Origin of the sequence: Enterococcus sp. AZ128 (genome assembly GCF_051714485.1) — a bacterium.
Taxonomy (GTDB): Bacteria; Bacillota; Bacilli; order Lactobacillales; family Enterococcaceae; genus Enterococcus_A.
The window spans coordinates 1,096,438-1,122,640 of the sequence record NZ_JBIORZ010000002.1 but is presented as its reverse complement, the minus strand read 5'-3'; the positions used below and the strand labels follow the sequence as shown (position 1 = coordinate 1,122,640).

The 26,203-nt window shown below is 40.5% G+C and carries 14 protein-coding genes; 1 reads left to right on the top strand and 13 read right to left on the bottom strand.

The window, feature by feature from the left end; all coding sequences use genetic code 11:
- Positions 1-40: 40 nt before the first annotated feature.
- The 5 genes from IGI38_RS17150 to IGI38_RS17130 form a co-directional block, all read right to left on the bottom strand.
- Positions 41-1,606, bottom strand: coding sequence for a C39 family peptidase (locus IGI38_RS17150; protein ID WP_438732805.1), 1,566 nt, complete (start codon positions 1,604-1,606; stop codon positions 41-43).
- A gap of 566 nt (positions 1,607-2,172) precedes the next feature.
- Complete coding sequence (locus IGI38_RS17145; protein ID WP_438732803.1) at positions 2,173-2,427, bottom strand: hypothetical protein; 255 nt, start codon at positions 2,425-2,427, stop codon at positions 2,173-2,175.
- Positions 2,428-2,882: 455 nt separating this feature from the next.
- Positions 2,883-3,488, bottom strand: a complete 606-nt coding sequence (locus IGI38_RS17140; protein ID WP_438732801.1) for a hypothetical protein — start codon at positions 3,486-3,488, stop codon at positions 2,883-2,885.
- 171 nt (positions 3,489-3,659) lie between these two features.
- The gene (gene spx, locus IGI38_RS17135; RefSeq protein ID WP_438732799.1) at positions 3,660-4,085 is read right to left on the bottom strand and encodes a transcriptional regulator Spx; all 426 of its coding nucleotides are present in this window, start codon (positions 4,083-4,085) and stop codon (positions 3,660-3,662) included.
- A gap of 477 nt (positions 4,086-4,562) precedes the next feature.
- Complete coding sequence (locus IGI38_RS17130; protein ID WP_438732797.1) at positions 4,563-5,180, bottom strand: Type 1 glutamine amidotransferase-like domain-containing protein; 618 nt, start codon at positions 5,178-5,180, stop codon at positions 4,563-4,565.
- Between the two features lie 79 nt (positions 5,181-5,259).
- On the opposite strand from IGI38_RS17130, the gene IGI38_RS17125 reads away from it, so the two are divergent.
- Positions 5,260-6,198 (top strand): helix-turn-helix transcriptional regulator, encoded by a 939-nt coding sequence (locus tag IGI38_RS17125; protein ID WP_438732795.1) that lies wholly within the window; start codon positions 5,260-5,262, stop codon positions 6,196-6,198.
- A 91-nt stretch (positions 6,199-6,289) separates the two neighbouring features.
- On the opposite strand, the gene IGI38_RS17120 is transcribed toward IGI38_RS17125, so the two are convergent.
- The 8 genes from IGI38_RS17120 to IGI38_RS17085 form a co-directional block, all read right to left on the bottom strand.
- Positions 6,290-10,021: an InlB B-repeat-containing protein gene (locus IGI38_RS17120; RefSeq protein WP_438732793.1), complete on the bottom strand. Its 3,732-nt coding sequence runs from the start codon at positions 10,019-10,021 to the stop codon at positions 6,290-6,292.
- A 659-nt stretch (positions 10,022-10,680) separates the two neighbouring features.
- Positions 10,681-11,706 (bottom strand): D-alanine--D-alanine ligase family protein, encoded by a 1,026-nt coding sequence (locus IGI38_RS17115; protein WP_438732791.1) that lies wholly within the window; start codon positions 11,704-11,706, stop codon positions 10,681-10,683.
- Positions 11,707-11,750: 44 nt separating this feature from the next.
- Positions 11,751-13,229, bottom strand: a complete 1,479-nt coding sequence (locus IGI38_RS17110) for a Mur ligase family protein (RefSeq protein WP_438732789.1) — start codon at positions 13,227-13,229, stop codon at positions 11,751-11,753.
- A gap of 130 nt (positions 13,230-13,359) precedes the next feature.
- Complete coding sequence (locus tag IGI38_RS17105; protein ID WP_438732787.1) at positions 13,360-16,590, bottom strand: CapA family protein; 3,231 nt, start codon at positions 16,588-16,590, stop codon at positions 13,360-13,362.
- A 148-nt stretch (positions 16,591-16,738) separates the two neighbouring features.
- Entirely contained in the window at positions 16,739-17,452 is a 714-nt protein-coding gene (locus tag IGI38_RS17100; RefSeq protein WP_438732785.1) for a winged helix-turn-helix domain-containing protein, read from the bottom strand.
- A 25-nt stretch (positions 17,453-17,477) separates the two neighbouring features.
- A complete protein-coding gene (locus IGI38_RS17095) occupies positions 17,478-19,061 on the bottom strand; it encodes a hypothetical protein (protein ID WP_438732783.1) in 1,584 nt (527 codons plus the stop codon).
- Positions 19,062-19,133: 72 nt separating this feature from the next.
- On the bottom strand, positions 19,134-19,826 hold the full coding sequence (locus IGI38_RS17090; protein WP_438732781.1) for a class A sortase: 693 nt from the start codon (positions 19,824-19,826) through the stop codon (positions 19,134-19,136).
- A gap of 87 nt (positions 19,827-19,913) precedes the next feature.
- Positions 19,914-26,138 (bottom strand): MucBP domain-containing protein, encoded by a 6,225-nt coding sequence (locus tag IGI38_RS17085; protein WP_438732779.1) that lies wholly within the window; start codon positions 26,136-26,138, stop codon positions 19,914-19,916.
- Positions 26,139-26,203: the final 65 nt, after the last annotated feature.

The window sequence follows — 26,203 nt, the reverse complement described above, 5'->3', positions numbered from 1 at the left end:
AAACAGCCGCCCGTTTATCTGGAAACGGACGGCTCTTTTTTTATCTAACTACAACGGCAGATTTTCTTAGATTGTAGCTTGCTTCGAACTTGCTGCCGGATACCCAATACTTGCCTCCAGCCGGGTCCGAGATATGATACGAGTTATTGCTTTGATTAAATCCATCTAACGTCACGACATGTGCGTTATCAATACCTGTTCCCCACCAATACTTGCCATAACGTGGTGCAGCATAATCTCCAGTTACATAGACAACTACAGGATTTCCTTTACGGAGCTCATCTTTCAGCGTCTCAACCGAAACACCTGAAATGTCCGCAACTTTCCCATATTTATTTCCCCAATTTGCTAAAGGTTTTGCATAGATCGAATGATAAATACCCGATACTACATTATCCGGTTTTCCGGAAAAACCGTTATTAGGGTTATTATTAGATGACATCGGCATCTCTTTAATGAAACTCTTTAAGTTATAATTTTTGGCATAGCCCTTTACCTGCAAGGCTTGCAACAAGGATGCCGCTTCACAGCCCATCGGATAACCGGCACTATATTGGTTAATAAATGGCGCATTCAATAAAACATAGGAAGCCACAGATTGGGAACCGCCTGCTGTATACCAAGCAATCCCTTCGTTACGCCAGCCTTTTTTCACTAAATCATTTCGTTCGCTAAGCAGCATGGTGTAATGATGGGAACCAGCCCCTCGTGAATTTGGATTAAAGACACGATACATCGGTTGCCCTGTTTTTGGTGTTTTCCAAGCAACACCCTCATAGCGCCAGCCATGTTTTTTCAAGTTATCTCGTTCATTCCCATTCAAGGTGTAGAAATGCTCCCCAGAATTGGGATTATACAAACGGTACAACTGATTTCCAGTTCCGTCTACGTACATACTAATTCCTTCATTGCGCCAACCAACGCGAACCAAGTAGTCTCGTTCATTTGCATTCATCGTGTGTAGATGCTCACCAGAATTGGGATTATAAACCCGATAGATGGCAATTTTTGCTGCCTTTGCCGCTGCTGATCGCGTTGCCGCCGAAGATTCTGTCGTAGCTTTTGTAGAAGATGCCGTCGTTTGTTCCTCTACTGGCTGGCTTGATTGAACACTGGCACTCTCTTTTACCGTCTCTTCCGTTTTTTCAGAACTCGTTGTTGTTTCCTTTTTCGTTTCATCAATTGCAGATTCCCCGTCTGTCGAAGGTTCGTCCACTACCGCTTCTGCTGGTTCCACCGCAGTTTTTCGTTCCGTGTCTTCTAGTTCCGTTTGAACAGCGGCTGGAGTTTCTACCCTTGCTTCCACCGATCCCTCAGAAATAGTCTGACGCTCCACTGGTACTTCCGCATAGGCCGTTGTCTCACCTTCGTTCGACAGTTCGTTGGTCGTTGCGTCAGCAGACTCCTCTATCTTCACATCAGCAGAACTATCTTCACTCGATGTAGGCGAGGCTTCTTCATTCACCTGCTGAACCTGAGCTGTTTCAATCTGATCTGCGTGAACAATCGTCTTTTCCCCAGCTAAACCAATAACGCCTAGAAAGACAATCGGTGCGACTACCCAGATTTTTCCTTTTTTATACATTTTGAATCGTTTCTTTTCCATTCCTTACCTCCCACATTCAAAATCACTGATGATTTACTTGGATAAGCTATCAACAACAATATAATTGCATTATATCAAATAATCAATCAATTTCACACATAATATTTTTAATAAATAACCATTAAAAAGGGTGCACACTAAAGATTAAGGATTATTTTGAAGTTTCTTCATTAAAAAATATCATCAAACAACTTATTTCCATCAAGTTTTTCTGACGCTGGTAAGTTGAGCGTTTGACAAATAATGAATTTCATAATTTTCGACATTTTGTTCATTTCCAACCTCATAGAATAGTAAATTACAACGAGTCAGAACCACTGACCACCTCGATAAACAAAGATTTTTAAAATAAATAAAAAGAACGAATCCGCTAGATATTTTTCTTCTATTAATAATATGTTACAGTAAAAAAAAGGAGGGCTACAATGAAAAAAATTGGACACATCCTCTGGCGATTTATCGCTGTCACGTTTCTATTTATGTCAATCGACTGGCTGTTGACCGACAAAGAAAAGAAAAAACAAGCGTAACAGCCGTTACGCTTGTTTCAGGTTCGTCTAGTATTGTCATTGTTCGTTACTATTAAGGTACGTTGCTAATTCCTTAAGATTCTTCAGCAATGCAGGAATCGTGGCATATTCACCTGCAATTCGTGATTTATGCAACACTGTATCGCTGGGAGTAAAGAAACTATTCTTATAAACATAGCCATTCACCGTTGTACTCTCTTGCGCAAAATGGCTATACTCGGTAATCATTTGGACAACGACATATTCCTGCCCTTTTTCCTTAAACTCAGTAAAACGATACGTGTTTGACACTATTGGAGAAAAGAGCACATAGCAGGATAACCACAGAAATAGAAAGATATCTAAAAGAATCAGGAGACTCTTCTTCCCGTCTGTTAAATTCGAGTACTTGAAAAAAAGCACCGATACTAAGAGATAGTCACTTGCGTAAACTACATAGAGCGTCAATGGAAAGAGAATGAGTAAACAATGGATCGCAATAAAATAAGTCGCTATAATCCACAAAAGCCAACGCCTCTGCTTTATACAATAGATGGTCAACCCCACCTCAACGATCAACCCTAAAAGCGCTTTTTTTACAAAAAACAAAATGAATACCGTCAAAAATTATCACCCTAACTAATTATTTATTACACCTTATCATTCGATCTATTCAAAATTGTTTTGTTTAGACATATTTAAACAAATGATAACGAATAATTAACTTTTCGATAATGGATGAATAACTGTAACAATGATTTTATGCTCTATTTATCGTCAGCGTTATCTTCTTTGGCCAACAAATCCATCGTTAATCCCTTTAAATCTGTTAAGCGCAAGATTTCCTGCAACGATTCATACTCATCATAGAGTTTCTTTTTTTCTTCATTTAACACATAGGTCGTCACGGTCCCCGACATAAATGGCGCACCGAACATTTTGGCTGAGATCATTCGATCAAACCCGTCATTTTGAATGATGTAACAATCATCCTCTCGATAGTAGTTAAATTTGATACGTTCATTCCCTTCAAGATTGCTCTCTCCTGAATAGAACGCTCGTTGAAAATCAAGGCCATGCGCCTTCAACGAGTTCACATTCTCTGCGATTTTTTTTTGCGCATCTGCTTCGCCGACTTTTCCCATGAAAAGATCATAAACTGATTTCCCAGCAGTCGCCCAATCCGTTTTTATCGCAATAATTTTATCCGTCGGAATCTTATCCCAGCGAACCTCGCTATTTTCCAGCAGATCGTAATATTCTTCCACGTGTGCATCCTGGAGAATCGTTCTTTTTTGTTTTTGTATGTATTTCATGCTGATTCCAGCATGTTTCATAATTTCAATCGACTCATTTTCAAAATCTGTGTTCATGATAAACTCCCTCCAAAATTGAAACTCTGCCAACTAGAATGAAGCATCTCGATCGATAAGAAAAGACAACGACCCCTAAGTTGGCAGTTATAGGAGTCGGTTCGGCTGTCTATTCTTCTTTTCATCCGTTGTTTGGTTTATTCTTCCATCTCAGTCTTCCTTGACTGCTACTTAGACCAAGCTTTGCTTTTCTAAATCCATATAGAACAAGATTTCTGTCATTTTCTTTGAAGTAACTCTGCGTACTTCTCGGGGAATAAATTGATGAATCTCATCTTCATTAAATCCAATTTGTAATTTTGTTTCATCCAAAACGATTGGCCGTCTTAACAAACCAGGGTTTTCTTCAATGACAGCTACTAATTCATTCAGAGATATCTCATCAAAGTCGATCGCTAATTTATCATAGACTTTTGACCGTGTTGAAATGATTTCTTCCGTTCCCATTTCTGTTAAAGTAAGAATTTCTTTGATCTCTTCTTTTGTTAATGGGGCAGAAATAATATTTCTTTCTTCAAAAGCTAATCCCTGTTCATTTAACCAAGCTTTGGCTTTCCTACACGAAGCGCAACTAGCTGAACTATATAATTTAATCATTTTAAAAACACCTTTCTGTTAGAATTTTCCTTTTAAATACGAGTTGTTATTCTACACCTATTACGATACAGCACCAGCCAGCACTTGTTAATCTCAATTTTAAAAAGTGTTTAAAAAAAGGATTTATGGGCTACTTCCGAGCTCGCATTTAATAACGCTCTTATACATAAAAAAGAGAATAAACCGCACGTTTATCATTTCTAACCTGTATAATAATAACGATTAAAATCATTTAGAAAGAGTAGTCAGCAGTTGACTCAATTATTTCTACCGAAAGTAAAAATATGATTACTTGACAAGAGTTGTTCTTAATCATTATTATTTTTGTTTCTATCGCTTGTAAAACTATCAATAATAGTGATATGAAAAGCCAAATTTCGAGATCAAAAAAGAAAGCCGAAGCAACCACTAGATTGAGTAGTGATGTTACTTTAGCTTTCTTATTTAAAAGGGATATCAATTTTTTCTGTCCACTCTTCATTCGCTCTGAACGATTGTCTTTTCATTTCCTTCTACCAGAATCACTTGTTTATTCGTTATTGGATACAGCGCGCGGGTATCCATGAACTCCGCTTCGATAGCCTTCGTGATTCTACTAAACGGCGTTTCTCCATAATGAGGTAGAGTATAGAAATCAGCCACATCTAATCCCTCACAAGAAGCTAACTCTGGACCTAACTCCGGGGAATCCATTTTTTCAATATACTGAATCGATTGGGACAAAATGATTGCTCCAGCGGACTCGCCAATATACAGTTTGCCATTTCGGATTTCTTCTATAATAATCTGATCTGCTCCCGATTTTTTGAGTTCTTGTAATAGGAAGAAGCTGTTTCCTCCCGTAACATAAATAAAATCATTCTTTCTGATCCTTTCTTCAATGACATCCAAAGCTTCAACAGAAATATCGATTTCATCAATCAACATCCCCATTTCTTCCAAAGCCTGTTTTCCCGATTCTACATAAAATTTCACTTTCTCGACCTTACTTGCAGTTGGGATAAAGGTAACGGTCTTTCCTCGCAGATTCTTTTCAAATGATAGTAATTCAGCTGAAACATCTGCAAAGGATGATGCTAAAAATAGTTTCGTCATAGTTAAACGCCCTTTCGTTATGATAAACTAAGTATACAATTTAAAGGTATCATTTTTTGACACCTATAAAGGAGCTAGTATGAAAAAATCAGAACGCATTCAACAAGAGCTTTTTTTCGTGAACAATCATAAAGAATTTAATCTCACTGATATAATGAATGAATTTCAGATATCGAGAAGTACCGCATTGAGAGATTTGGCAGAATTAGAGGACCTAGGAGTGCCATTGTATATTGAAAACGGAAGATATGGCGGTTATAAAGTTCTCCCCTCCTCATTATTACCGCCGATTTATTTTACAGAAAAAGAAATTTTTAGTGTGTTTTTTTCGCTGCAGCTTTTAGACCTCTTATCGGGATCACCTTTTGGCAGCGCCCATTCCACTGTAAAAAGAAAATTACTCAACACCTTCAGCGAAGAAAAACAAGAAAAAATAGCCGCAGCAACAGATTCTGTCCATTATGCAGGAATCGACCAAATCGAGACTGCTAAAAATCTGGAGGAATTATTCAGCACGATTTTGAAAAATGAGCCGATCAACATTCGATATACTCGCTATACCCAAAAGGTAAAACAAATTTTGCCGATTCGTTTAACCTTAATGGATGGCTATTGGTATTGCATCGCCATAGATGTCGCAAAAAAAGAAATGAGAACTTACCGCTGCGATTACATAGAAGATATTGAAGCAGAAGTGGATCATCCACAATCGCTCTCAAAAGAAGAAATCAATCAGATCTTAACGACACAGCAAAAGGACTACCGAGATACCCCTTTTAGAGTACGATTATCCGTTAAAGGAAAAGAACATTTCCTAAAAAATAAATTCCCAAATATGAGACTCACAGCTGTTGAGCATGATTTTTTTATTGTTGGAGAATTTAATGCGAATGAACTCGCCTTTTTGACCAACTACTTTCTTGGTTTCGGCGAGCACGCTGAGATATTGGAGCCCGAAATACTGAGAGAAGAATATACGAAGCTGATCGAAAAAGTATTGAGCAGGTACAAGGAATAACTCTTTGTGCCTGCTCAGGAGTTGGAACACAAATAGACCGATCGGCTCTGAATAGCCCATCGGTCTGATTCAAAATCAAGATACGTCATTCTTATGACTTGTTAAACTTCCTTGTTCTTCGTAAAAGAAATCCAGCAGCTCCAAGAAGGACTAATCCCATACCTACCCAATAGCTATTCGATGCCTGATCGTTCGCTTTCAGGTATTGTTTTGCGGTTTGATTTTGCGCCGCTTTTTGTTGTTCCGTTTTTTTAGTCGTCGATCCAGCAGGTTTTCCAGCAGCAGTGGAGGACGTTGTCGTAACTTCCGTGGTGATAACTGTTGAATTTGTTGTACTCGTTTCTTTTTGCTCGAGCACCCATTTGGCATATAGGGTGATATCTGAAGAAATCGGTTCAGCAAAATCCCAGACTTGTCGTAATTCTTGGTCAGAGAACCAGCCGCCGAACGTATAGCCCTTTCGAGTAGGTTTTTGAGGTTCTTTGAGACGCTCACCTTTTTCTACCTTTTGAGAATCAACCTTACTTCCCCCATTACTATCAAATGTCACGACGTAATGCTGCTCTGGCTCAGGACTGCCTTGCTTGATTGTCTTAATCAATGCCGTACTGCTAAAGTTTTGCTGTTGATTATTCGCACGCTCTCGAATTTCATAGTCGCCTGGTGCTAGATTTCTGATTACACCGTCCTGAACACCTACCATCCAATCACTATTTTTGACTGAACGGTACGCCATCGTAGGCAGAACACCTTGTAGCTGACCATCACTTTTTCCAATAACACTCTCATCAATCGCCTTGACTGCATCTGCTGAAAGTATTTGCCGCTTAGGAATAGTTAAGCTCAGCGGTTTACTATCCAGCTTCGTCGTATCTGAAGCTTTTTGGATAATTTGCCAAGTGTTCCCATTCATCATTGCCTCCGTAATTGGAATTTCCGTTTTGTTTTCGACAGAAATAATCGTACTCGCATAACTGATTTCATACTTCGCTGTCGCTAAAAAGCCTGTCAACAGCTCTTTTTCATAATCAATCACAATCGTTGGCAACGCCTCTCTTGGCAGCCCCGCCTGAATTGTTTTCATAACAGACAAACTTGCGAACTTTTTATTTTGGTTACTACCATAATAACGAATCTCATAATCCCCCGGTGATAAATTCTCTACCGTTCCACTATTGGTGCCCTTCATCCAATTCTGATCTCCTACTTCGCGATATTCACGATCCAAGCGGACACCTTGCAGCTTGCCATCGTTTTCCCCCTGTGCACTTTCATCAATCGCCGTAACCATTTCTGGATACAAACTTTGTCGCCATGGAATGGTCAAGCTCTGGACCTGGCTGTTTTGTGTGTTGGTCCCATCACCGACCTTTACGATTTTCCAGCCTTTACCAAACATATCTTCCGTAATAACGAAATTTGTCTGACCTGTAATGGTTCGTTTATCTGATCCGAAAGTTATCTCATAGGTGCTAACTGCATCAAAACCTGCTAGTTTTTCTGCTTCATAATCGATCGTAATTGATGGTGTCGCTTCTCTGGGCAAGCCAGCTTGAATTGTTTTCTTAACAGGCAAACTTGCGAACTTTTTATTTTGGTTACTACCATAATAACGAATCTCATAGTCCCCTGGCGATAGATTCTCCACCGTTCCACTATTGGTGCCCTTCATCCAATTCTGGTCCCCTACTTCGCGATATTCACGATCCAAGCGGACGCCTTGCAGCTTGCCATCGTTTTCCCCCTGCGCACTTTCATCAATCGCCGTAACCATTTCTGGATACAAACTTTGGCGCCCTGGAATGGTTAAGCTCTGGACCTTGCTGTTTTGTGTGTTGGTACCATCTCCGACCTTTACAATTTTCCAGCCTTTACCAAACATATCTTCCGTAATAGCGAAATTTGTCTGGCCCGTAATGGTTCGTTTATCTGATCCGAAGGTTATCTCATAGGTGCTAACTGCATCAAAACCTGCTAGTTTTTCTGCTTCATAATCGATCGTAATTGATGGTGTCGCTTCTCTGGGCAAGCCAGCTTGAATTGTTTTCTTAACAGGCAAACTTGCGAACTTTTTATTTTGGTTACTACCATAATAACGAATCTCATAGTCCCCTGGCGATAGATTCTCCACCGTTCCACTATTGGTGCCTTTCATCCAATTCTGGTCCCCTACTTCGCGATATTCACGATCCAAGCGGACACCTTGCAGCTTGCCATCGTTTTCACCCTGCGCACTTTCATCAATCGCCGTAACCATTTCTGGATACAAACTTTGTCGCCCTGGAATGGTCAAGCTCTGGACCTGGCTGTTTTGTGTGTTAGTCCCATCACCGACCTTTACGATTTTCCAGCCTTTACCAAACATATCTTCCGCAATAGTAAAACTTGTCTGACCAGTAATCGTTCGTTTATCTGACCCGAAAGCTATCTCATAGGTACTAGTCGCATCAAAACCTGCTAGTTTTTCTGCTTCATAATCAATCGTAATTGATGGTGTCGCTTCTCTTGGCAAGCCAGCTTGAATCGTCTTTTTGACAATCACACTCGCAAACTTTTTGCTCGGATTGCTGCCTTCATAACGAACGTCATAGTCTCCGGGGGCTAATCCTTTCACTATGCGATTAGGAGGACCATTTGTCCATGTTGATGCTCCCGCTAGTCGATACTCCATTTCTGGATCTACGCCTTCTAGTTGACCATCGTTATCCCCGTGTGCACTTTCGGGAATAGCCTTGATATGAGAATCATATAGAATTCTACGATGATTAACAGATAGTTGCTGACTATCACTATCCTGTATAGAAAGACCATCGCCCTTTCGTACGATTCGCCACCCTTTGCCAAACATGTCTTCAGAAATTTTCATTTCTGTCTGCCCAGTTATCGTTTTACTATTAGTGCCATCAAAATAAACGTCATAGGTGCCATTTTGATCAAACCCCTGCAGAAGCTCCTCTTCATAGTCAATGGTAATATTCGGAGCAGCGTGTTTTGGTAATGCTGCCTTGATTGTCTTAACGATGGGGGAACTCACAAATTGTCTTCCATTTGCGATACGAATCTCATAAGTTCCAGGTGCCAGATTTTCGACTAGCCCGCCCGGAGTTCCTTTTGTCCAAGCCCCTCCATTCAGGCGATACTCATATTCTTGGTTGACACCTTGCAGCTTGCCATCATTTTTTCCTTGAACTGTCTCATCAAAAGCTTGAATCCAGTCCTCCGGCAACTTCGCTCTGCCAGGAATCGTTAGCTGTTGTTGATCACTATCCTCAGTGGTAATCCCATTACCCATTTTTTTAATACGCCAAACTTTGCTCATCATATCGTCAGTAATAGGAAAAGCCGTTTGCCCAGAGACAGTTTCGATACGAGCGCCATAATTCACTTGATAATTTCCAGTACTATCAAAGCCGATTAACTGTTCATTTACGAAATCGATCGAAATTGAAGGCGTCGGTTCTTTTACTAGCTGTAATCGAGCGGCTTGTTGCTCGCTTTTTTCTTTTGACTGTACTGGCGGAGAGGTTGACTGAGTGGTATTTACTGTCGTTTGTTCTTTTTTTGGTTGAATTTCAGGGGAACTTGATTGCTGACTTTCTTGCTTAACAGCAGCCGAAGATGTTGTTTGCGTTTGCTGAACAACCGTGCTTTGTGGTGGTTCAATAGAAGTCGCTTCAGGCACGCTAGGCGACGAAAGTTCTGTGCTTTGTGGTGCTGAAGAAGCCGTTGAAGCTATCGTTTCAGAGGAAACTACTTGTCCAAAAGGTAAAAAAATCGCTAAGAGCAGCACAAAAAGCAGGAACTTACTAAATAGCTTTTTCATCATTTCATCCTCCTCATGGATGTATCCCATAACATTGGCGTCGAACAAAAAAGAACTGGTTTCCACTGTAAATAGCCTATTTAATTATTGGTGGTTAACCAAGAGGATTAACCACCCAGAGCGTACTTTTTTATGAAGCTTGAAATGTTCACTGGTAAAGGCTTGCCATTTACTATTACACAGTGTTAGGCGCAATAGTAAATGGTGTTTGATACTGGATAGGAGATCAGAATGATCTTACCTTCAATTTACTAACTTTTTCCTTTATTCAAAGTTGCTTCCCATCGCATTATTTGTGCAACATTTCCTATCAGCCAGACAACAACTGAAATCAATAGTGCTCTTTTCATTTTTCCCCTCCATTTCAACATAAATTTCCGGATATATCTATAAATAATAATGACCTGCAACGTGTATTCCTTCGCTGTTTAATTATATCATGCGCTAATTGTAACTATTGGCGATTAGACAAAAGGAATGCAAAACAAAAGATCACTTTTTTTATGAAGTTTAAAGTTTTTGATATTTAAAGACTTAGATCTTAGAATTCTTTTATTTATAAAATTATTGGCACCCGGAAAAGCATCAATCCTACGAAACATCCGTTATTTTATTTAGAAGCTAAAAATTAACTATTCCCAAAAGGATAGAGAAAACCTCTACCCTTTCACCTCATATTTCTTCATCGATTCATTCACGATCGCCTCACACAAATCGTTGAAACTGATCCCCGCCGCTGCTGCATCCTGCGGGAACAAACAATTCGGCGTCATCCCTGGCAATGAATTCACTTCAAGCACAAAAATATCTCCACGTTTATCAATCAAAAAATCCGTTCTCGAATAAACAGATAATCCTAGCATCCGATGCGTATTCTTCGCCAACACCTTCATTTGATTAGCGAACCTCTCGTTTATCTGTGCGGGAATCATTCGTTTCGATCGACCAGATTGATATTTACTCCTGTAGTCATAGAATCCTGGCCTAGGGATCAGCTCAATAATTGGCAATACCTGCTCTCCCAGTATCCCAACAGAAAATTCTCTGCCAATAATTTTGTCCTCTACTAATATTTGGGAATTATTTGTATAGTTTTGGACTTTCTCGATTGCTGACTCCAGCTCTTTCTCTGTTTCCGCCATCGATATCCCAATACTTGATCCCCCATCAATCGGTTTGACAACAGCTGGCAGTTTAATCCCTTCGATGTGATTGAAATTGGAAACGATTCTCCAATTTGCCGTAGGGATACCGTGAAAAAGCATCATTTTCTTTGCTAACAATTTATTCATCGCTAACAAACTGCTTTGAGCATCCGAGCCGGTGTATTTGATATTATAAATATCAAACATCCCCTGCAATTTCCCATTTTCACCGATACCGCCATGTAATGCTAAAAATGTAATATCCGCACTGTCACAGATTTCTAAAATATTTGAACCTATTTCATTTTCCGAAAACGCTTCTAAATCAGGAATTTTTTCCGAAACCTGATGATAATAGTAATCTGTCCTAAGTTCTTTATATGCACGATCAAAAGTAGTGTATTTGGGTGTGCCAGTTAATAAATCGATTAGTAAAACCTGATGACCTTTTGCGATCAGAGCATTGGCAACCTTACTTCCCGAAGTCATCGAGACTTCTCTTTCACTGCTTCTTCCGCCTGCTAGAACAACAATTTTCATATATTAATCAATTATCCTTTCGTTGACTTAATGGCTCTATGAAACTACGTCAATAGTTTCCCACCTGAAGAGATAATTTTCTCTGGTAAAAGTTTACTGATGTCTTCGAAATTCGATTCCCAACGTGATCCTTTGAAAACAATCATCGAATCATCTACTATCAATTCCATTGTTTCCTCAATTAAAGTCTCTAAATTATCGAAATGGTAGGCCATGATTTTTTTCTTTCGCAATTCCTTCATTATGTCCTTCATCTGTTCACCATATAAAAAAATGTAATCAGCACCAGCATTTGCAAGTGGCTCAATAAATTGATAATGAATCTCCTGACTTTTTTCACCAAGATCAGCAATCTTGGCAAAAATCATTAATTTATTTCCTTTGTGGTGTCCTGATTCTGCCATTAACTTGAAATAATTAATGGCATTTATCGCCGAGTGAGTCGAAGAATTATGAGTATCATCAATCAATAGTAGTCGTTCATTATTTACCAAACTAAATTGTTTTTTAGTCAATACTCTCGGCAACGTTTTAACAAGTTTGAATTTTTTTAATCGTTCACTCGATAAATCCACACCTAAAATTTCCAATGCTAACAAAACGCTTAGCGAATTTTGGACGGAGCCTTCAGAACCTCCCGGAACCTCATAGTTCACTTTTCTTTCACCAATGCAAGCAGTAACCCTTGAATAATCCCCATTCCATTCACGATTAATAAGGTACGCATCAGCATTTCTTTGTGTTGAACTATAAGTAAAAATAGTAATAGATCTATCCTTTGCTTTTCTAATAAATATTTCCTTTTGGTCTTCACTAATATCTTGATTTATTATTAATGTCCCTCCAATTTTAATTCCTTCGACTAGTGCGGATTTTATTTCTGCAACATTCAAATCATCTTTATATTTAGATAAATGCGCTCCCCCAATAGTCGTAACAATACCTATGTCTAATTTTGCTAATTCAGTTAAATTTCCAAATCTTTTATGTTTTAATAAACTATCACCTGCAAATTCTAAAGTTAGAAATTCAGGATTTCTAAGAGTATTTGCTAAATAATAAGGCACGCTATGTCTATCATTATGGTTTCCAATATTTACCATTGAATCCGTTTGATCATCTTTTAATAGTCTCCATAACATTTTAGTTGTAGTCGATTTACCTGCTGAACCTGTTACACCAATTATTTTATTTTTGTATTGTTTTCTCACGTAAGTGGCGAGTGAAATCATAAACTGCTGAACATCTTTAACTATAAATTGTGGGATTGTTTCTTGATACTTTTCTACTGGATTATTTGTAATAATTAACCTACAGGCATCCCGCTTCTCTTCCAGATATTTTAGTGAAAAATTGTAGGTAACCACCAGTGCAGTATGGCCTTTCAAATTTTTATTTAAACGTTGAGAACGATCAATAAATCTTTCTAATTGAAACTCATCAGGTAATTCTCTATTTAAAAAACGGCCTTCTGGATCTACTTTTTTTAAATCCGATATAGCAAAAGGAATTTTTGTATTCATATGTTACTCCTTTATTATTTTTTTCTATTAATCCAGCAATTCCAAAGATTAATCTATTTGCTAGAATTTTCAAAATCACATACTATTAAATACTTCTATTAAATTCAAAAAATTATTCACCAATAAGACACTATTCAAAAGCAACGGTTTTGATATAGTAATATCCCATCTCATCCCTTAACATTTTGTTGTTTGCTAAAACTCCTAAATCCAAACGTTTAAAATCGTCAAAATGCTTCTCTTCATTTAGGAAAAAAGGCTGCCAAAAAGTTTTTTTATTATGAATATACATTGGATATAATCGTATTTCATTCTTATCTAAATCCAGTTGAATAAAGAGACCAAACGGTGGAATCTTTCGTTCATCAAATTCACCATCTGAATTAAAGACACCATTTCCTACACTAAAAAGCACCTTTTTATGATTGATTATTTCAATTGGTTGTATGAAATGAGGCCCATGACCTATTATCAAATCAGCCCCTGCTGCCGTTAGTTTCTTCGCTATTTTTCGTTGTTCAGGATGGATTGCTTTAAAATCTACTCCCCAATGGCAAATCATTAAAATTCTATTTTGAGGATTTTTATACTTGTATTCTTCAACCTTTTCCACCATTAAATTAGTTAAACTAGCTACTCCCGATTGTGTTCCATATGCATAACCGTTAAACTTTCTTTCATTCGTTGTACGATACCAATACCCATTGAATAGCGCGACTGTTTGCTTTTTGTAGGTGACTTCAATTATTTCGTATGCATCAGACTGTTTTTTCCCCGCTCCTAATGTTTGAATACCAGCTTGATCGAAGCAGTCTAATGAATACTCAATACTTTTTTGTCCAAAATCAAAGGTATGATTCGTCGCAAAAGTAGCTAATTGAATATTCCTGTTCTTGAGCTCTTTTAACGTTTCAGCTGGTTCAGCATACAAATTGAACGGCTTGACCCCTTCAGTTGGGCTTCCTGATAGTTTTGGAGAAGGAAAAACAGCCTCAAAATTCACGATGTTCAGATCATCCTTTTTCAATTTTCCAGCGATTTTATCAAAAGAATGTCCATAGCCTTTTTCCATTAAAGCATCCTTACGATTATTCCTTTTTCGCTTTTCGCTATACCATTCTCCGAAATATACATCTCCTAAAATATTGATTTTCCCTGATTCTAATTGATTTTTTTCTTTTACTCTTGGACTGAAATTTTTGTTTTCTAATAAATAATATAACTGACTTTTTATATCCTGATAGTCATTCGTCGTCATTCCCACAATTGTTTTGACTTTCTTCTTAGAAAAATCAATCAATAATCCTATATTATTGTCACCGCCCCAAAATATTGAAGCTGTGTCTGAAATTTTTTGATCCAATGGATTAATTCCTAAAAATTGTTTACCATGAATCAACCAATTTCGATTTTGTAGCAATCTTAAATATTCGACATCAATTTTTTTGAACAGCTCCCCAGCTTTTTTCAAATCATTTACAGTCATTTTTTGACCTAACTTACAATTAATTCTTCCAGTAACATTGGTCACGCTGTTTGAGTTAATCCCTATTTTTTGAGCTTTTCGTTTAATCTCTCTTGTTGCCCTTGTATTATCGGTATATAAAAATTGTGCCAATGCTAAAAGTGTGTCTGGCGCGTTTAATGAAACTGCTTGTGATAAAACATCTCCTAAATAGCGTTGTTCATTCTCTCTTCCTTTAGTAGATCGAATAGAATTCAATTCCAATACATTCTTAGGAAAAGAAATCAAATCGTTAATAGTTATTATTTTTTCCTGTAAGCGAAAAAGAACTTCGTGAATAATCAAAAGATTCCCTAAACCATAGTCAAAACTTAAGGTTTCATCACCCAGACATTTTTTTCCTGTTCCCCAAAAGACAGACGAGCTTGTATTTTGTTCTTGCATCAAAAGTTTAGGAACTACTTGCCGCATTTGTGTTCCATTCACAGAACCTTTCACTAAAATCACGCTATCAGGTGTTACAGAATTTGCTAAATAGGATTTTAATTCAGTGATATCTGTAAAATGTTGCCCTTGAACACTTTTAGTAAGGTGTCTAAATATCAGTTCTCCTTCTTCACCAAAAGTACAGACTTCATCAAAAATACCTTCATTCAATCTATCAGCAATTTTTTGATAGACAATTTCTTTTTGATTATCCAAATTAATGATTTTTCCTAATACCGCAATTCTTTTTCCTGAAAATCGAGATGCAATTTTTTCTATATAAGCGAAAGCATTCATCATAGATAATTCTTCCGCATTATAGGTATCGTCGACTAGTGTAACCGACTGACTTCCTAACTTCATTGGTATCTCTTCTAAAAAATGCGCTCTTTTCTCAAAAGTAAAAAAAACATCTTGATAATCTTCCAAATTCTCACCGATGAGAGAAAGTAACGTTAATACACTAAGTAAATTGCTCAACCCTCCGTCATTTATACTATCCATCAAACTCAATTGAAGGTTGTATATTTTCCCATTGATCTCAAAACAAACAATGCTTTTTTCTTCAGAAGAAAGGGTCTTTACAAAGTGACTATATGTGTCATTTTCTTTTAGACTGTATGTAAAAACATTCTTCGTACTTGATTCAACATTCGAATAGGCATCCATATAATTTTCCACATCGCGATTCAAAATAACTGTGCCTTCATCAGATATATTTTTCGCAAGACGTGTTTTATATTTAATAGTGTCCGTTACGCTCGTTCCCTTTTGACCTCGACCAAATTGTGTCAAAATTGCATAATCACTTTTTAATTCCTTTGTTATCCCCGCGTCTCCATACCAAAGTGCGGAAACAGCTACTTCTAAAATGACAAAATCATAATCTATTCCTGGTAAAATGCTCGCTAACATACAACGAATCGCAGTACGACTATTATAATTACTTTTAGGTGCTAATATACGATAGTTAGTCTTCAGGGCTTTTCTTAACAACTCCACTACATTCGTTTTTCCAACCGTACCTGTGACAGAGATAATTTTTCCTGAAAACTGTTCTCTGTTCGCTTTGCCTAATGCTTCCATAAATTCATAAGAATTCTCTACAACATATTGTGGGATTGTTACGTTTGGAACTTCCCTCTCAACTATTAACAGTGAAACTTTTTCTATATCTCTCAGCACAAGTTCATGGCTATCAAACCATTTCGTGTATACTTTATTTTGAGATCCCTTTAAAAAAGTTTCCTTGGTCATTGCAATAAATGCATTATTATTAGCTCCCATTTCTGGTTTTGTGTAAACCACTTTCGCCACTTCAGTTTGCTCCAGTTTGTCCTCGTTTATCCAATGACCCTTACTAAATCGTGCAAAATATTCCTTTAAAAATAATCCGCTAACTGTTTCCATGGCTTCCCCTTTTTCATAGATAATAGTTCTTTATATTAATAAGAAAACAAAAAACCTACCCTACAGATATACGATGCGGTAGGTTTATTCTTGTTTTCATGATAAATAGGGGGCGTTAATGATTGAGAACGCCCCACGCGTCACTTGTTTAACCTTCCACGGCTTCCTTCACCGGAACGGTGATGGTTACTTCCTTCAAGGTCAGCTCTTTTAACCGATAGCCTTTACCCCAAGAGGTAACTAGACAATTCTTGTTGAAACCTGACGCTTCAATTTTTATTCTGAGATTTTTGACAATGCCAGATAAGCGGCTAGCCATTGAGTTGGTCGGTGAACTGTTCCATAGCCTATAACAGATATCTTCTCTGGTAATGAACGCCCCGTCTAATTCTTTTAGGATCGTAAACAGTTGTTTTTCTTGTGCGGATAAACTGATGTCTAGATCGTCTAACAACGCATTTCGCTTTTTCATGAATGATTTTTCCATCAGTTCATTTTTCTGATCTCTATTGGTTAAGATTTCACGGAAGTCATCCAACGAGGAGTCGTTGGAGAAGAAGCCGGAAATACCGAACTTCTTCCATTCTTCCTTTTCTGTGTCTGGTATTTCTTTTTCATTCTTTCGAAGAATCAAAGGAATATTGTAGATATTTACTGGGATGACATTCCGAACCTCTGCGTCACAGATCGTTTCACTGAAAATCAAGCTATCAAAATATTTCAATATCTCTCTCTTGTCGATTCTAGTTTGGATATCTCTCAATAAATTCTTGCTGCACAATACTTCATGTCCTAAGGCGTTCATCTGTGCAATGAAGTCCTGTTCGAACAGGATATTATTTGTTAACAATAGTATGTTCATCTGATATTCCTCTCATTCTATTGATTTATTCAATCTCTTCTAGTGTTTCATCAGCTAACTCTTCTACTTTGTTTTCGATCTCAGTGTAGATAGCTAGAACATGTTGTTTGGCGTCTTTGACTTCGGATAATAGATTTTTCGTCCGTGTGCTCATTTTCTTCACTTCTAATTCAGCGGCATCAATTCGTAATTGCGCAACTTCTTGTGCATCCTCGATCGTATAGGTCGCTTGTTTCTTAGCGGATAATAGGACCTCTCCGATTTCCTGTTGGGCTTGGAGGAGCTGTGCTTTTAAATCCGTATTTTTCGTAATCAGGTCTTGAATTTGCTGCTTCGCTTCCTCTAATGAGTCATCGTCTTGCTTATTGGCAGTTAATTCATGGATTGTTTCTTCAAGTGTTTGGATATGCTGCGCTTTTTCTGCTAAAGTCATTTGAAGCATTTGCAGATGCTGAGAGAAATCATCTTTTTGCTGCTGCACTTGTTGATGCTCCTCGGTTAGTTCCGTCAGCTTGTTTTCTAGTTCATGGATCGTTTCCGCTTGATCGCAGGAGACTTGTTCTGAGTCAGTCCGCTCCTCCACCTGTTTCTCTAACTTATTGATGACTTCATGTGCATCAAATAAGGAATTGTTTAGGATTTCTTTTTCTGTTTGGAATTTGGCAAGTAATTGCTGCTTTTCCGTTTCAGTGTTCGTTGTTGATTGTTTCAATTCTTCCATCGCAGTCGCACCTTCTTCCACTTGTTTCAATAATCGCTCGCGCTCCTCTTCAAAACGGGCAAGCTGTTCTTCAAGCTCTAACTGATGATTCTCCTGTACTTCTTGCACTTGATTCGTTACTTGTGCTTCCAACTGCTTGATCGTTGTTTCGTATGCCTCGAACTTCTGCTGATTCGTCTCATGCTGCGTGACGAGACGCTGATTTTCCTGTTCCATTTCAGCGAACTGTCCTTGGTTGCTTAGGATTTGCTGTTCATAATCTTCGATGATTTTTTGCTGAGCAGCGATTTTTTCATTAAGCTGTTTGATTTGTGCTTCTGTTTCTTGTTTACTTTCTTCAGTTGCTTGCAACAGTTGTTGAAGTTTCTGCTCTTTTTCAGTTAATTGCTGCTCAACGTTTTGAAGTTGCGTTTTATATGCTGCTTTTTCCTTCTCCAGTGTTCCCTTCATCTGTTGGTCCAGCTGTTGATGCTTCGTGAGCAGTCGTTCTTTTTCTTCTTCCTGCAGGGCTAATTGTTCGGTGATCTCTTCGGTTTTACCGACACTGCGCTTTAATTTTTGTTCCAGCACCTCTAATTCGCGGGCCTGCTCAGCGATTGTTTCCCGGCTTTCGGAGATCCGCTTATTGAGCTGTTCCTTGTTCCATTTTTCCTGATAAAGCTCATCTGCTTGACCTTTGCTGATCTGCTTCAGTTCTTCCAGATTCTTTGTTAATTGTTCGATTTCAAGCTTGGATTCCTCTTGCTTGGATGCTTCACTCGGAGCGGCTTGCTCTTGGGGTTTCTCAGCCTCTAATACCTGCCAGTTCTGATCCGCCCGATTATTCTTGAAATCCTCTACTTTTTCTGAATTGCTTTTTGCAAAAAGCCAACTTGTTTTCTTCGCCATGTATCTATCCCTTTCTGATAATGCTTATCCTTAATTTTCTTTGTCACTTATTATTTGGTGCTAAGTACGCATTCAATATGTTTTTACTGGCAAATCAAATGCTTTTGCGGCAGCCTCCGAGATAATCTCGATCGATGTCACACTTTGTAATTCTCCCTGAACAACCAATCGTGTCGTAGCGTAGATATCCCCGCAGGTCAGCAGGGTGACTAGCCGTTTTCCGGGAACAACATCCAACACCTCTACCGAACTCGGATCTACATGTTCTTTCCAAACTGCCACATATGTATACACTTTGGTTAAATCTGTGAGATAAATCGTATCCCCTACGACCACTTCATCTAACGGCGTAAACAATAAATCTGCCTGATCAGAACGATGACTCGCGATACCATAATTCCCCTCGCCCATCTCTTGATCAGCTGAAAGAGTCCCTGCACCGTAATACAACCCGTCATTTTGCAGACCTTTAAAAATCGGCAAACAAATCCCTACTCTTGGTACTGCCACACTGGCGATCACAGGCAGCTCCTTGCTCTGTCCGCTGATTTGCGACTTCGCAATCGCCTTCGTATCTATCGGCTTGACCCCATCAAAATCATAGGTTGTTTGCTTCTTTTGATTCGCTGCGATCTCTTTCTTATCGATCTTAGAAATCTGGTACTGTTCACCTGTTTTCTTCACAAAATAATTTTTTATCGGCTTGTTAAAGAGAAACACGAGTCCCACCAGAACGAACACTAGGACAACCATTTTTCGTTTCATACCTGTCTCCCCATAAAACAAAAGGCGGATCATTTGAATCATTTGAAAATGATCCGCCTTCTGTCGCTATTCTCGCTAACTACTTACCTATTCGTTCTCTACTTCTTCGTTTTGCTTCTTATTTTTTAGACGTTTCAGCAATCCTGCCAGACCAAGCGTCAGCATGCCCCAACCTGAAGTCTGATAGATCTGCGCTTCGGCATCCATCCCTGTCTTCGGTAACGAACCCTTACTCGAAGCCTTCGTTGCTCCATCCTTAGGCGTAGTTTTGGCAGTTGATGCTGCTTTCTTCACCGTGTTGCCATCCGAATCTGAGTCACTGTCCGAGTCCGAATCGCTATCTGAGTCACTATCCGAATCCGAATCACTATCCGAGTCTGAGTCACTGTCTGAATCTGAGTCGCTATCCGAATCCGAATCACTATCCGAGTCTGAGTCACTATCCGAGTCTGAATCGCTGTCTGAGTCTGAATCGCTATCCGAATCTGAGTCACTGTCTGAATCTGAATCGCTGTCTGAATCTGAGTCGCTATCCGAATCTGAATCGCTGTCCGAATCTGAGTCACTATCTGAGTCTGAATCACTTTCTGTATCCTTGACGATCTCATTTACCGCTGGACCATCCTTATCCACTTTTCCGTCTTGGTGACCGACCAGTTTTGCGGTAACCACATCACCATCAGCAAGCGTACGACCTGTTAGTCGTGCATACTCTCGCGCAACTTCATTCAAGTCATACTCGAAGTCACCACCTGGAGTGACTGGTATTCCACTTGCTACTAGATAGCCGTTGATATATAGATTCAATGTATAGGTTCTGTCAAAATCCATATTTTGATTAGGAATACTTCCCGAAATAATCGAGTCGCCCGGCGAATGAGGATTCAATACTGGCGGTACAATGATCCAGTCTTCGTAATCAGAATCGCTATCCGAGTCCGAATCACTATCTGAATCTGAGTCGCTATCCGAGTCTGAATCGCTATCCGAGTCTGAATCGCTATCCGAATCTGAGTCACTATCCGAGTCTGAATCGCTGTCTGAATCCGAATCGCTATCGGAATCCGAGTCACTATCCGAGTCCGAATCTGAATCACTATCTGAATCTGAGTCGCTATCTGAGTCTGAATCGCTGTCCGAGTCTGAGTCACTATCCGAATCTGAATCGCTGTCTGAGTCTGAATCGCTATCTGAGTCCGAATCACTGTCGCTATCCGAATCCGAGTCGCTGTCTGAGTCTGAATCACTGTCCGAATCTGAGTCGCTATCCGAGTCCGAATCGCTATCTGAATCACTGTCGCTATCCGAGTCCGAATCGCTGTCCGAATCTGAGTCGCTATCTGAGTCTGAATCGCTGTCCGAATCCGAGTCGCTGTCTGAATCACTGTCGCTATCTGAATCCGAATCACTATCCGAATCTGAATCGCTATCCGAGTCTGAGTCCGAATCGCTGTCCGAATCTGAGTCGCTATCCGAGTCTGAATCGCTGTCTGAGTCTGAATCACTATCCGAATCTGAGTCGCTATCTGAGTCCGAATCACTATCGGAATCCGAATCACTATCGGAATCCGAGTCTGAATCGCTATCCGAATCTGAGTCACTATCTGAGTCTGAATCGCTATCCGAATCTGAGTCCGAGTCGCTGTCTGAATCACTATCGCTATCCGAGTCTGAGTCGCTATCCGAATCCGAGTCGCTGTCTGAATCACTGTCGCTATCCGAGTCTGAGTCACTATCTGAGTCCGAGTCGCTGTCTGAATCACTGTCGCTATCCGAATCTGAGTCGCTATCTGAGTCTGAATCGCTGTCCGAATCTGAGTCGCTATCCGAGTCTGAATCGCTGTCCGAGTCTGAGTCACTGTCCGAATCTGAGTCGCTATCCGAATCTGAATCGCTGTCCGAGTCCGAATCGCTGTCCGAGTCCGAATCGCTGTCCGAGTCCGAATCGCTGTCCGAGTCTGAATCGCTATCCGAATCTGAGTCGCTATCCGAGTCCGAATCGCTATCTGAATCTGAGTCGCTATCTGAGTCCGAATCACTATCAGCATCCGAATCGCTGTCTGAGTCTGAGTCGCTATCCGAATCTGAATCGCTATCTGAGTCCGAATCACTGTCTGAATCACTGTCTGAATCACTGTCGCTATCTGAGTCTGAATCACTATCGGAATCTGAGTCACTGTCTGAATCCGAGTCGCTATCCGAATCTGAATCACTATCTGAATCCGAGTCGCTATCCGAGTCTGAATCGCTGTCCGAATCTGAGTCACTATCTGAATCCGAGTCGCTATCCGAGTCTGAATCGCTGTCCGAGTCTGAGTCGCTGTCCGAGTCTGAGTCGCTGTCTGAGTCCGAATCGCTATCTGAATCACTGTCGCTGTCCGAATCTGAATCGCTGTCTGAATCCGAGTCGCTATCCGAGTCTGAATCGCTGTCTGAATCCGAGTCACTATCCGAATCCGAGTCGCTATCTGAATCTGAATCGCTGTCTGAGTCTGAGTCGCTATCCGAATCCGAGTCGCTGTCTGAATCACTGTCGCTATCCGAGTCCGAATCGCTGTCTGAATCTGAATCGCTGTCCGAATCTGAGTCGCTATCCGAGTCTGAATCGCTATCCGAGTCTGAATCACTGTCTGAATCACTGTCGCTATCCGAGTCCGAATCGCTGTCCGAATCTGAGTCGCTATCCGAGTCCGAATCACTATCTGAGTCTGAGTCACTATCTGAATCCGAGTCGCTATCCGAGTCTGAGTCGCTATCCGAGTCTGAATCGCTGTCCGAGTCTGAATCGCTGTCTGAATCTGAGTCGCTATCCGAATCCGAATCACTATCCGAATCTGAATCGCTATCTGAGTCCGAATCACTGTCTGAATCTGAGTCGCTATCCGAGTCCGAATCGCTATCTGAATCTGAATCACTATCGGAATCCGAATCGCTGTCTGAGTCTGAATCACTATCTGAGTCTGAGTCGCTATCCGAGTCCGAATCACTGTCACTATCCGAGTCCGAATCGCTGTCTGAATCTGAGTCGCTATCCGAGTCTGAATCGCTATCTGAGTCCGAATCGCTATCCGAATCTGAGTCACTATCCGAATCTGAATCACTATCTGAATCTGAGTCGCTATCCGAGTCTGAATCACTATCGGAATCTGAGTCGCTGTCTGAGTCCGAATCGCTGTCTGAATCTGAATCGCTATCTGAGTCCGAATCGCTGTCTGAATCTGAGTCACTATCTGAGTCCGAATCACTATCAGCATCTGAATCGCTGTCTGAGTCCGAATCGCTGTCTGAATCACTGTCGCTATCTGAGTCCGAATCGCTGTCTGAATCTGAATCGCTATCCGAGTCTGAATCGCTGTCTGAATCCGAATCACTATCAGCATCTGAATCGCTATCTGAATCTGAGTCGCTGTCCGAATCACTGTCGCTATCTGAGTCCGAATCGCTGTCTGAATCTGAATCACTATCTGAATCTGAGTCACTATCTGAGTCCGAATCGCTATCCGAGTCTGAGTCACTATCTGAGTCCGAATCGCTATCCGAGTCTGAGTCACTGTCTGAATCTGAGTCGCTATCTGAGTCGCTATCCGAGTCCGAATCGCTGTCTGAATCACTGTCGCTATCCGAGTCTGAATCGCTATCTGAATCCGAGTCGCTGTCTGAATCTGAGTCACTATCCGAATCTGAATCGCTGTCTGAATCACTGTCGCTATCCGAGTCTGAGTCACTATCTGAGTCCGAATCGCTATCTGAATCTGAGTCACTATCCGAATCTGAATCGCTATCTGAGTCTGAATCGCTGTCCGAATCTGAATCGCTATCCGAATCTGAGTCACTATCCGAGTCCGAATCGCTGTCTGAGTCTGAATCGCTGTCTGAATCACTGTCGCTATCCGAGTCCGAGTCGCTATCCGAATCTGAATCGCTATCTGAATCTGAATCGCTGTCTGAGTCTGAATCGCTATCCGAATCTGCATCGCTGTCTGAATCACTGTCGCTATCTGAGTCCGAATCACTATCCGAATCTGAGTCGCTATCTGAGTCTGAATCGCTGTCCGAATCTGAGTCACTATCCGAATCTGCATCATCATTCACGACATATTTCACGACTGTATCCTCAGTAGGATCAGCAATTTCCGGCGCCTTATAGCCCTTCGTCGGATCATCTGGATCGATAAACTCCAGTTCATTCCCATCCTTATCCACAGCGTGATACCCTGCTACATATGGGATAACATGTTGATCTGGACTTACTTGATCCCCATTGACAACATATTGAATTTCATCTGTATTCGGGAAATATGGATCATCACTCGTCAAGATAAAGCTGCCTACCGGTTTGAAGACAAGCGTAATCTCAGAATACCCATCACGATCGACGATCATATCACTATCAGATTTTTCTATATCCAGACCAATGAAGTAATAGCCCTCTGGAAATGCCATAAGGTTCCTAATATACTCTTCCGTGAGTTCACGACCGACTCGAGAGTTCCATGTATCGCTAGGGAAGATCGTTTCTCCCTCATTGTCTACATAATGAAAAGCTACCTGCGCGTAATTCGCTGAATAAACATAGGTCACGATGGATGTTCCATCCGCATTCACCTTCATGTCTTCATCTGAATTTTCAGTATCAAGGCTCTTATATGTATAGCCTTCGATCTCGATCGGATTCCTAACAATCGCAGACCCCGCTGCCGCTTGTTCAAGTGTCGCTTCCTCTATTTCCTTGCCATCTTCATCCACGTATCTATGGCTCACAGTTACTTGATTCGCAGTGTAGACATACGTCACGACTGATGCCCCGCTGCGATCCACGATCATGTCCACATCTGAATCTTCTGATTTCTTCTGATAGGTATAGCCAGTAATCGCATCATTTTGTTCTTCGATCACTGCGTCTACTTTGGTAGGAATAATACGATCCTCAGCAATTTCTTCGCCGTTCTCATCGACATAACGATACGTCACCGTAGCGTCGTTCGGAGTGTAGATGTAGGTCACGACTGACCCTCCATCAGAGTCCACTTTCATATCTTCATCTGACGTTTCAGTATCAATCGCTTTGAAGGTGTAGCCTTCGATCTCTTCACGTTTCTCTACGATATCTGAACCAATTTTTGCTTGTTCTATCTGCTCTTCAGCGATTGGATTGCCTGCTTCATTCACATAGTTGTGCGTTACTTTTGCTTGATTCAAGCTGTACACATAAGTGACGACAGAACTTCCGCTGCGATCCACGATCATATCCGCATCAGAATCAGCTTTCTTCTCTAAATAGGAATAACCTTCAATCTCCTCAATGCGTTCATCGATCGTCGCATCTACTTTTGTTTGTAATTCAAAGTCAGCGGCAATTTCTTCGCCAGCTTCATCGACATAGCGATACGTTACTGTCGCATCATTCGCAGTATAGACATAAGTGACCATCGAATCCCCATCCGGATTCACGATCATATCGTTATCAGAGCCAGAGCCGATCTCTTTGAAGGTATAGCCTTCAATCGGCACTTTGTGATCAGGAATTTGTTCTCCAATCGTGGCATCTTCTAACGTAAACGCCGGTAAAAGGACCTTTCCACTATCGGATAAATACCGATAGGTCACTGTTGTTTGACCCGCTTCGCCACCTTGATCCGAGAGCGGTCCAGGCGAACCAATAAAAATAATTTCGTCTTCAACTTGTGTACCAATGGTATTAAGTACAGTCGTCGCATCTTTTAACTGTTGTGTCGTCACCGTTGGTGGTGTAGCCGTTGCACCTGATCGTGCATCATATAAGGCCTGCAAAGGTTGGTCCAAAGCATTATGATAGGTCCAATCTGTATCCCAATCAACATAACCTTTATATTGGTTAATCGCTTTATTAGCACTCGTATTCGCAGCTTTTCTCGCAGTTTCCGCAGTCGGAATCGCCGCCCGCAGTTCATTTGCGGCAGCTGTCACTGACCCGCCAGTATCCGTGGGATTACTCGTCTGGGTATCCAATAACTTCTGAATCAACGTAGCGATCTCCGGTTCGTTCTGCACCGATTGCGCTAAGGTAAGCGCCGGTTGAACGATCTCTTTGTCCACCTTTTCCGTCAGTGGCGATCGGGCAAGTCCAGATTTGTCTGTTCCTGCCGAAAGAACATTCGCTTCCGTAGTTCCCATTGTTTCCGCTCGAGCAGTAGACCCTATCGACGGACCCAGTATCATTGCACCAATGACGCTACTCTTTACCACCCAGTTTTTCTTCACTTTGTGCAGCCTATACCTCTTATAGACACTTTTGGGTGGACTAGTAACGACTTTGTACCTATTTCTTTTCATAGCAGCCATCCTTTTTAAAAAGGTTACGCTCTAAAATGCGAACGTAACCTTTCATATTCTGTAAA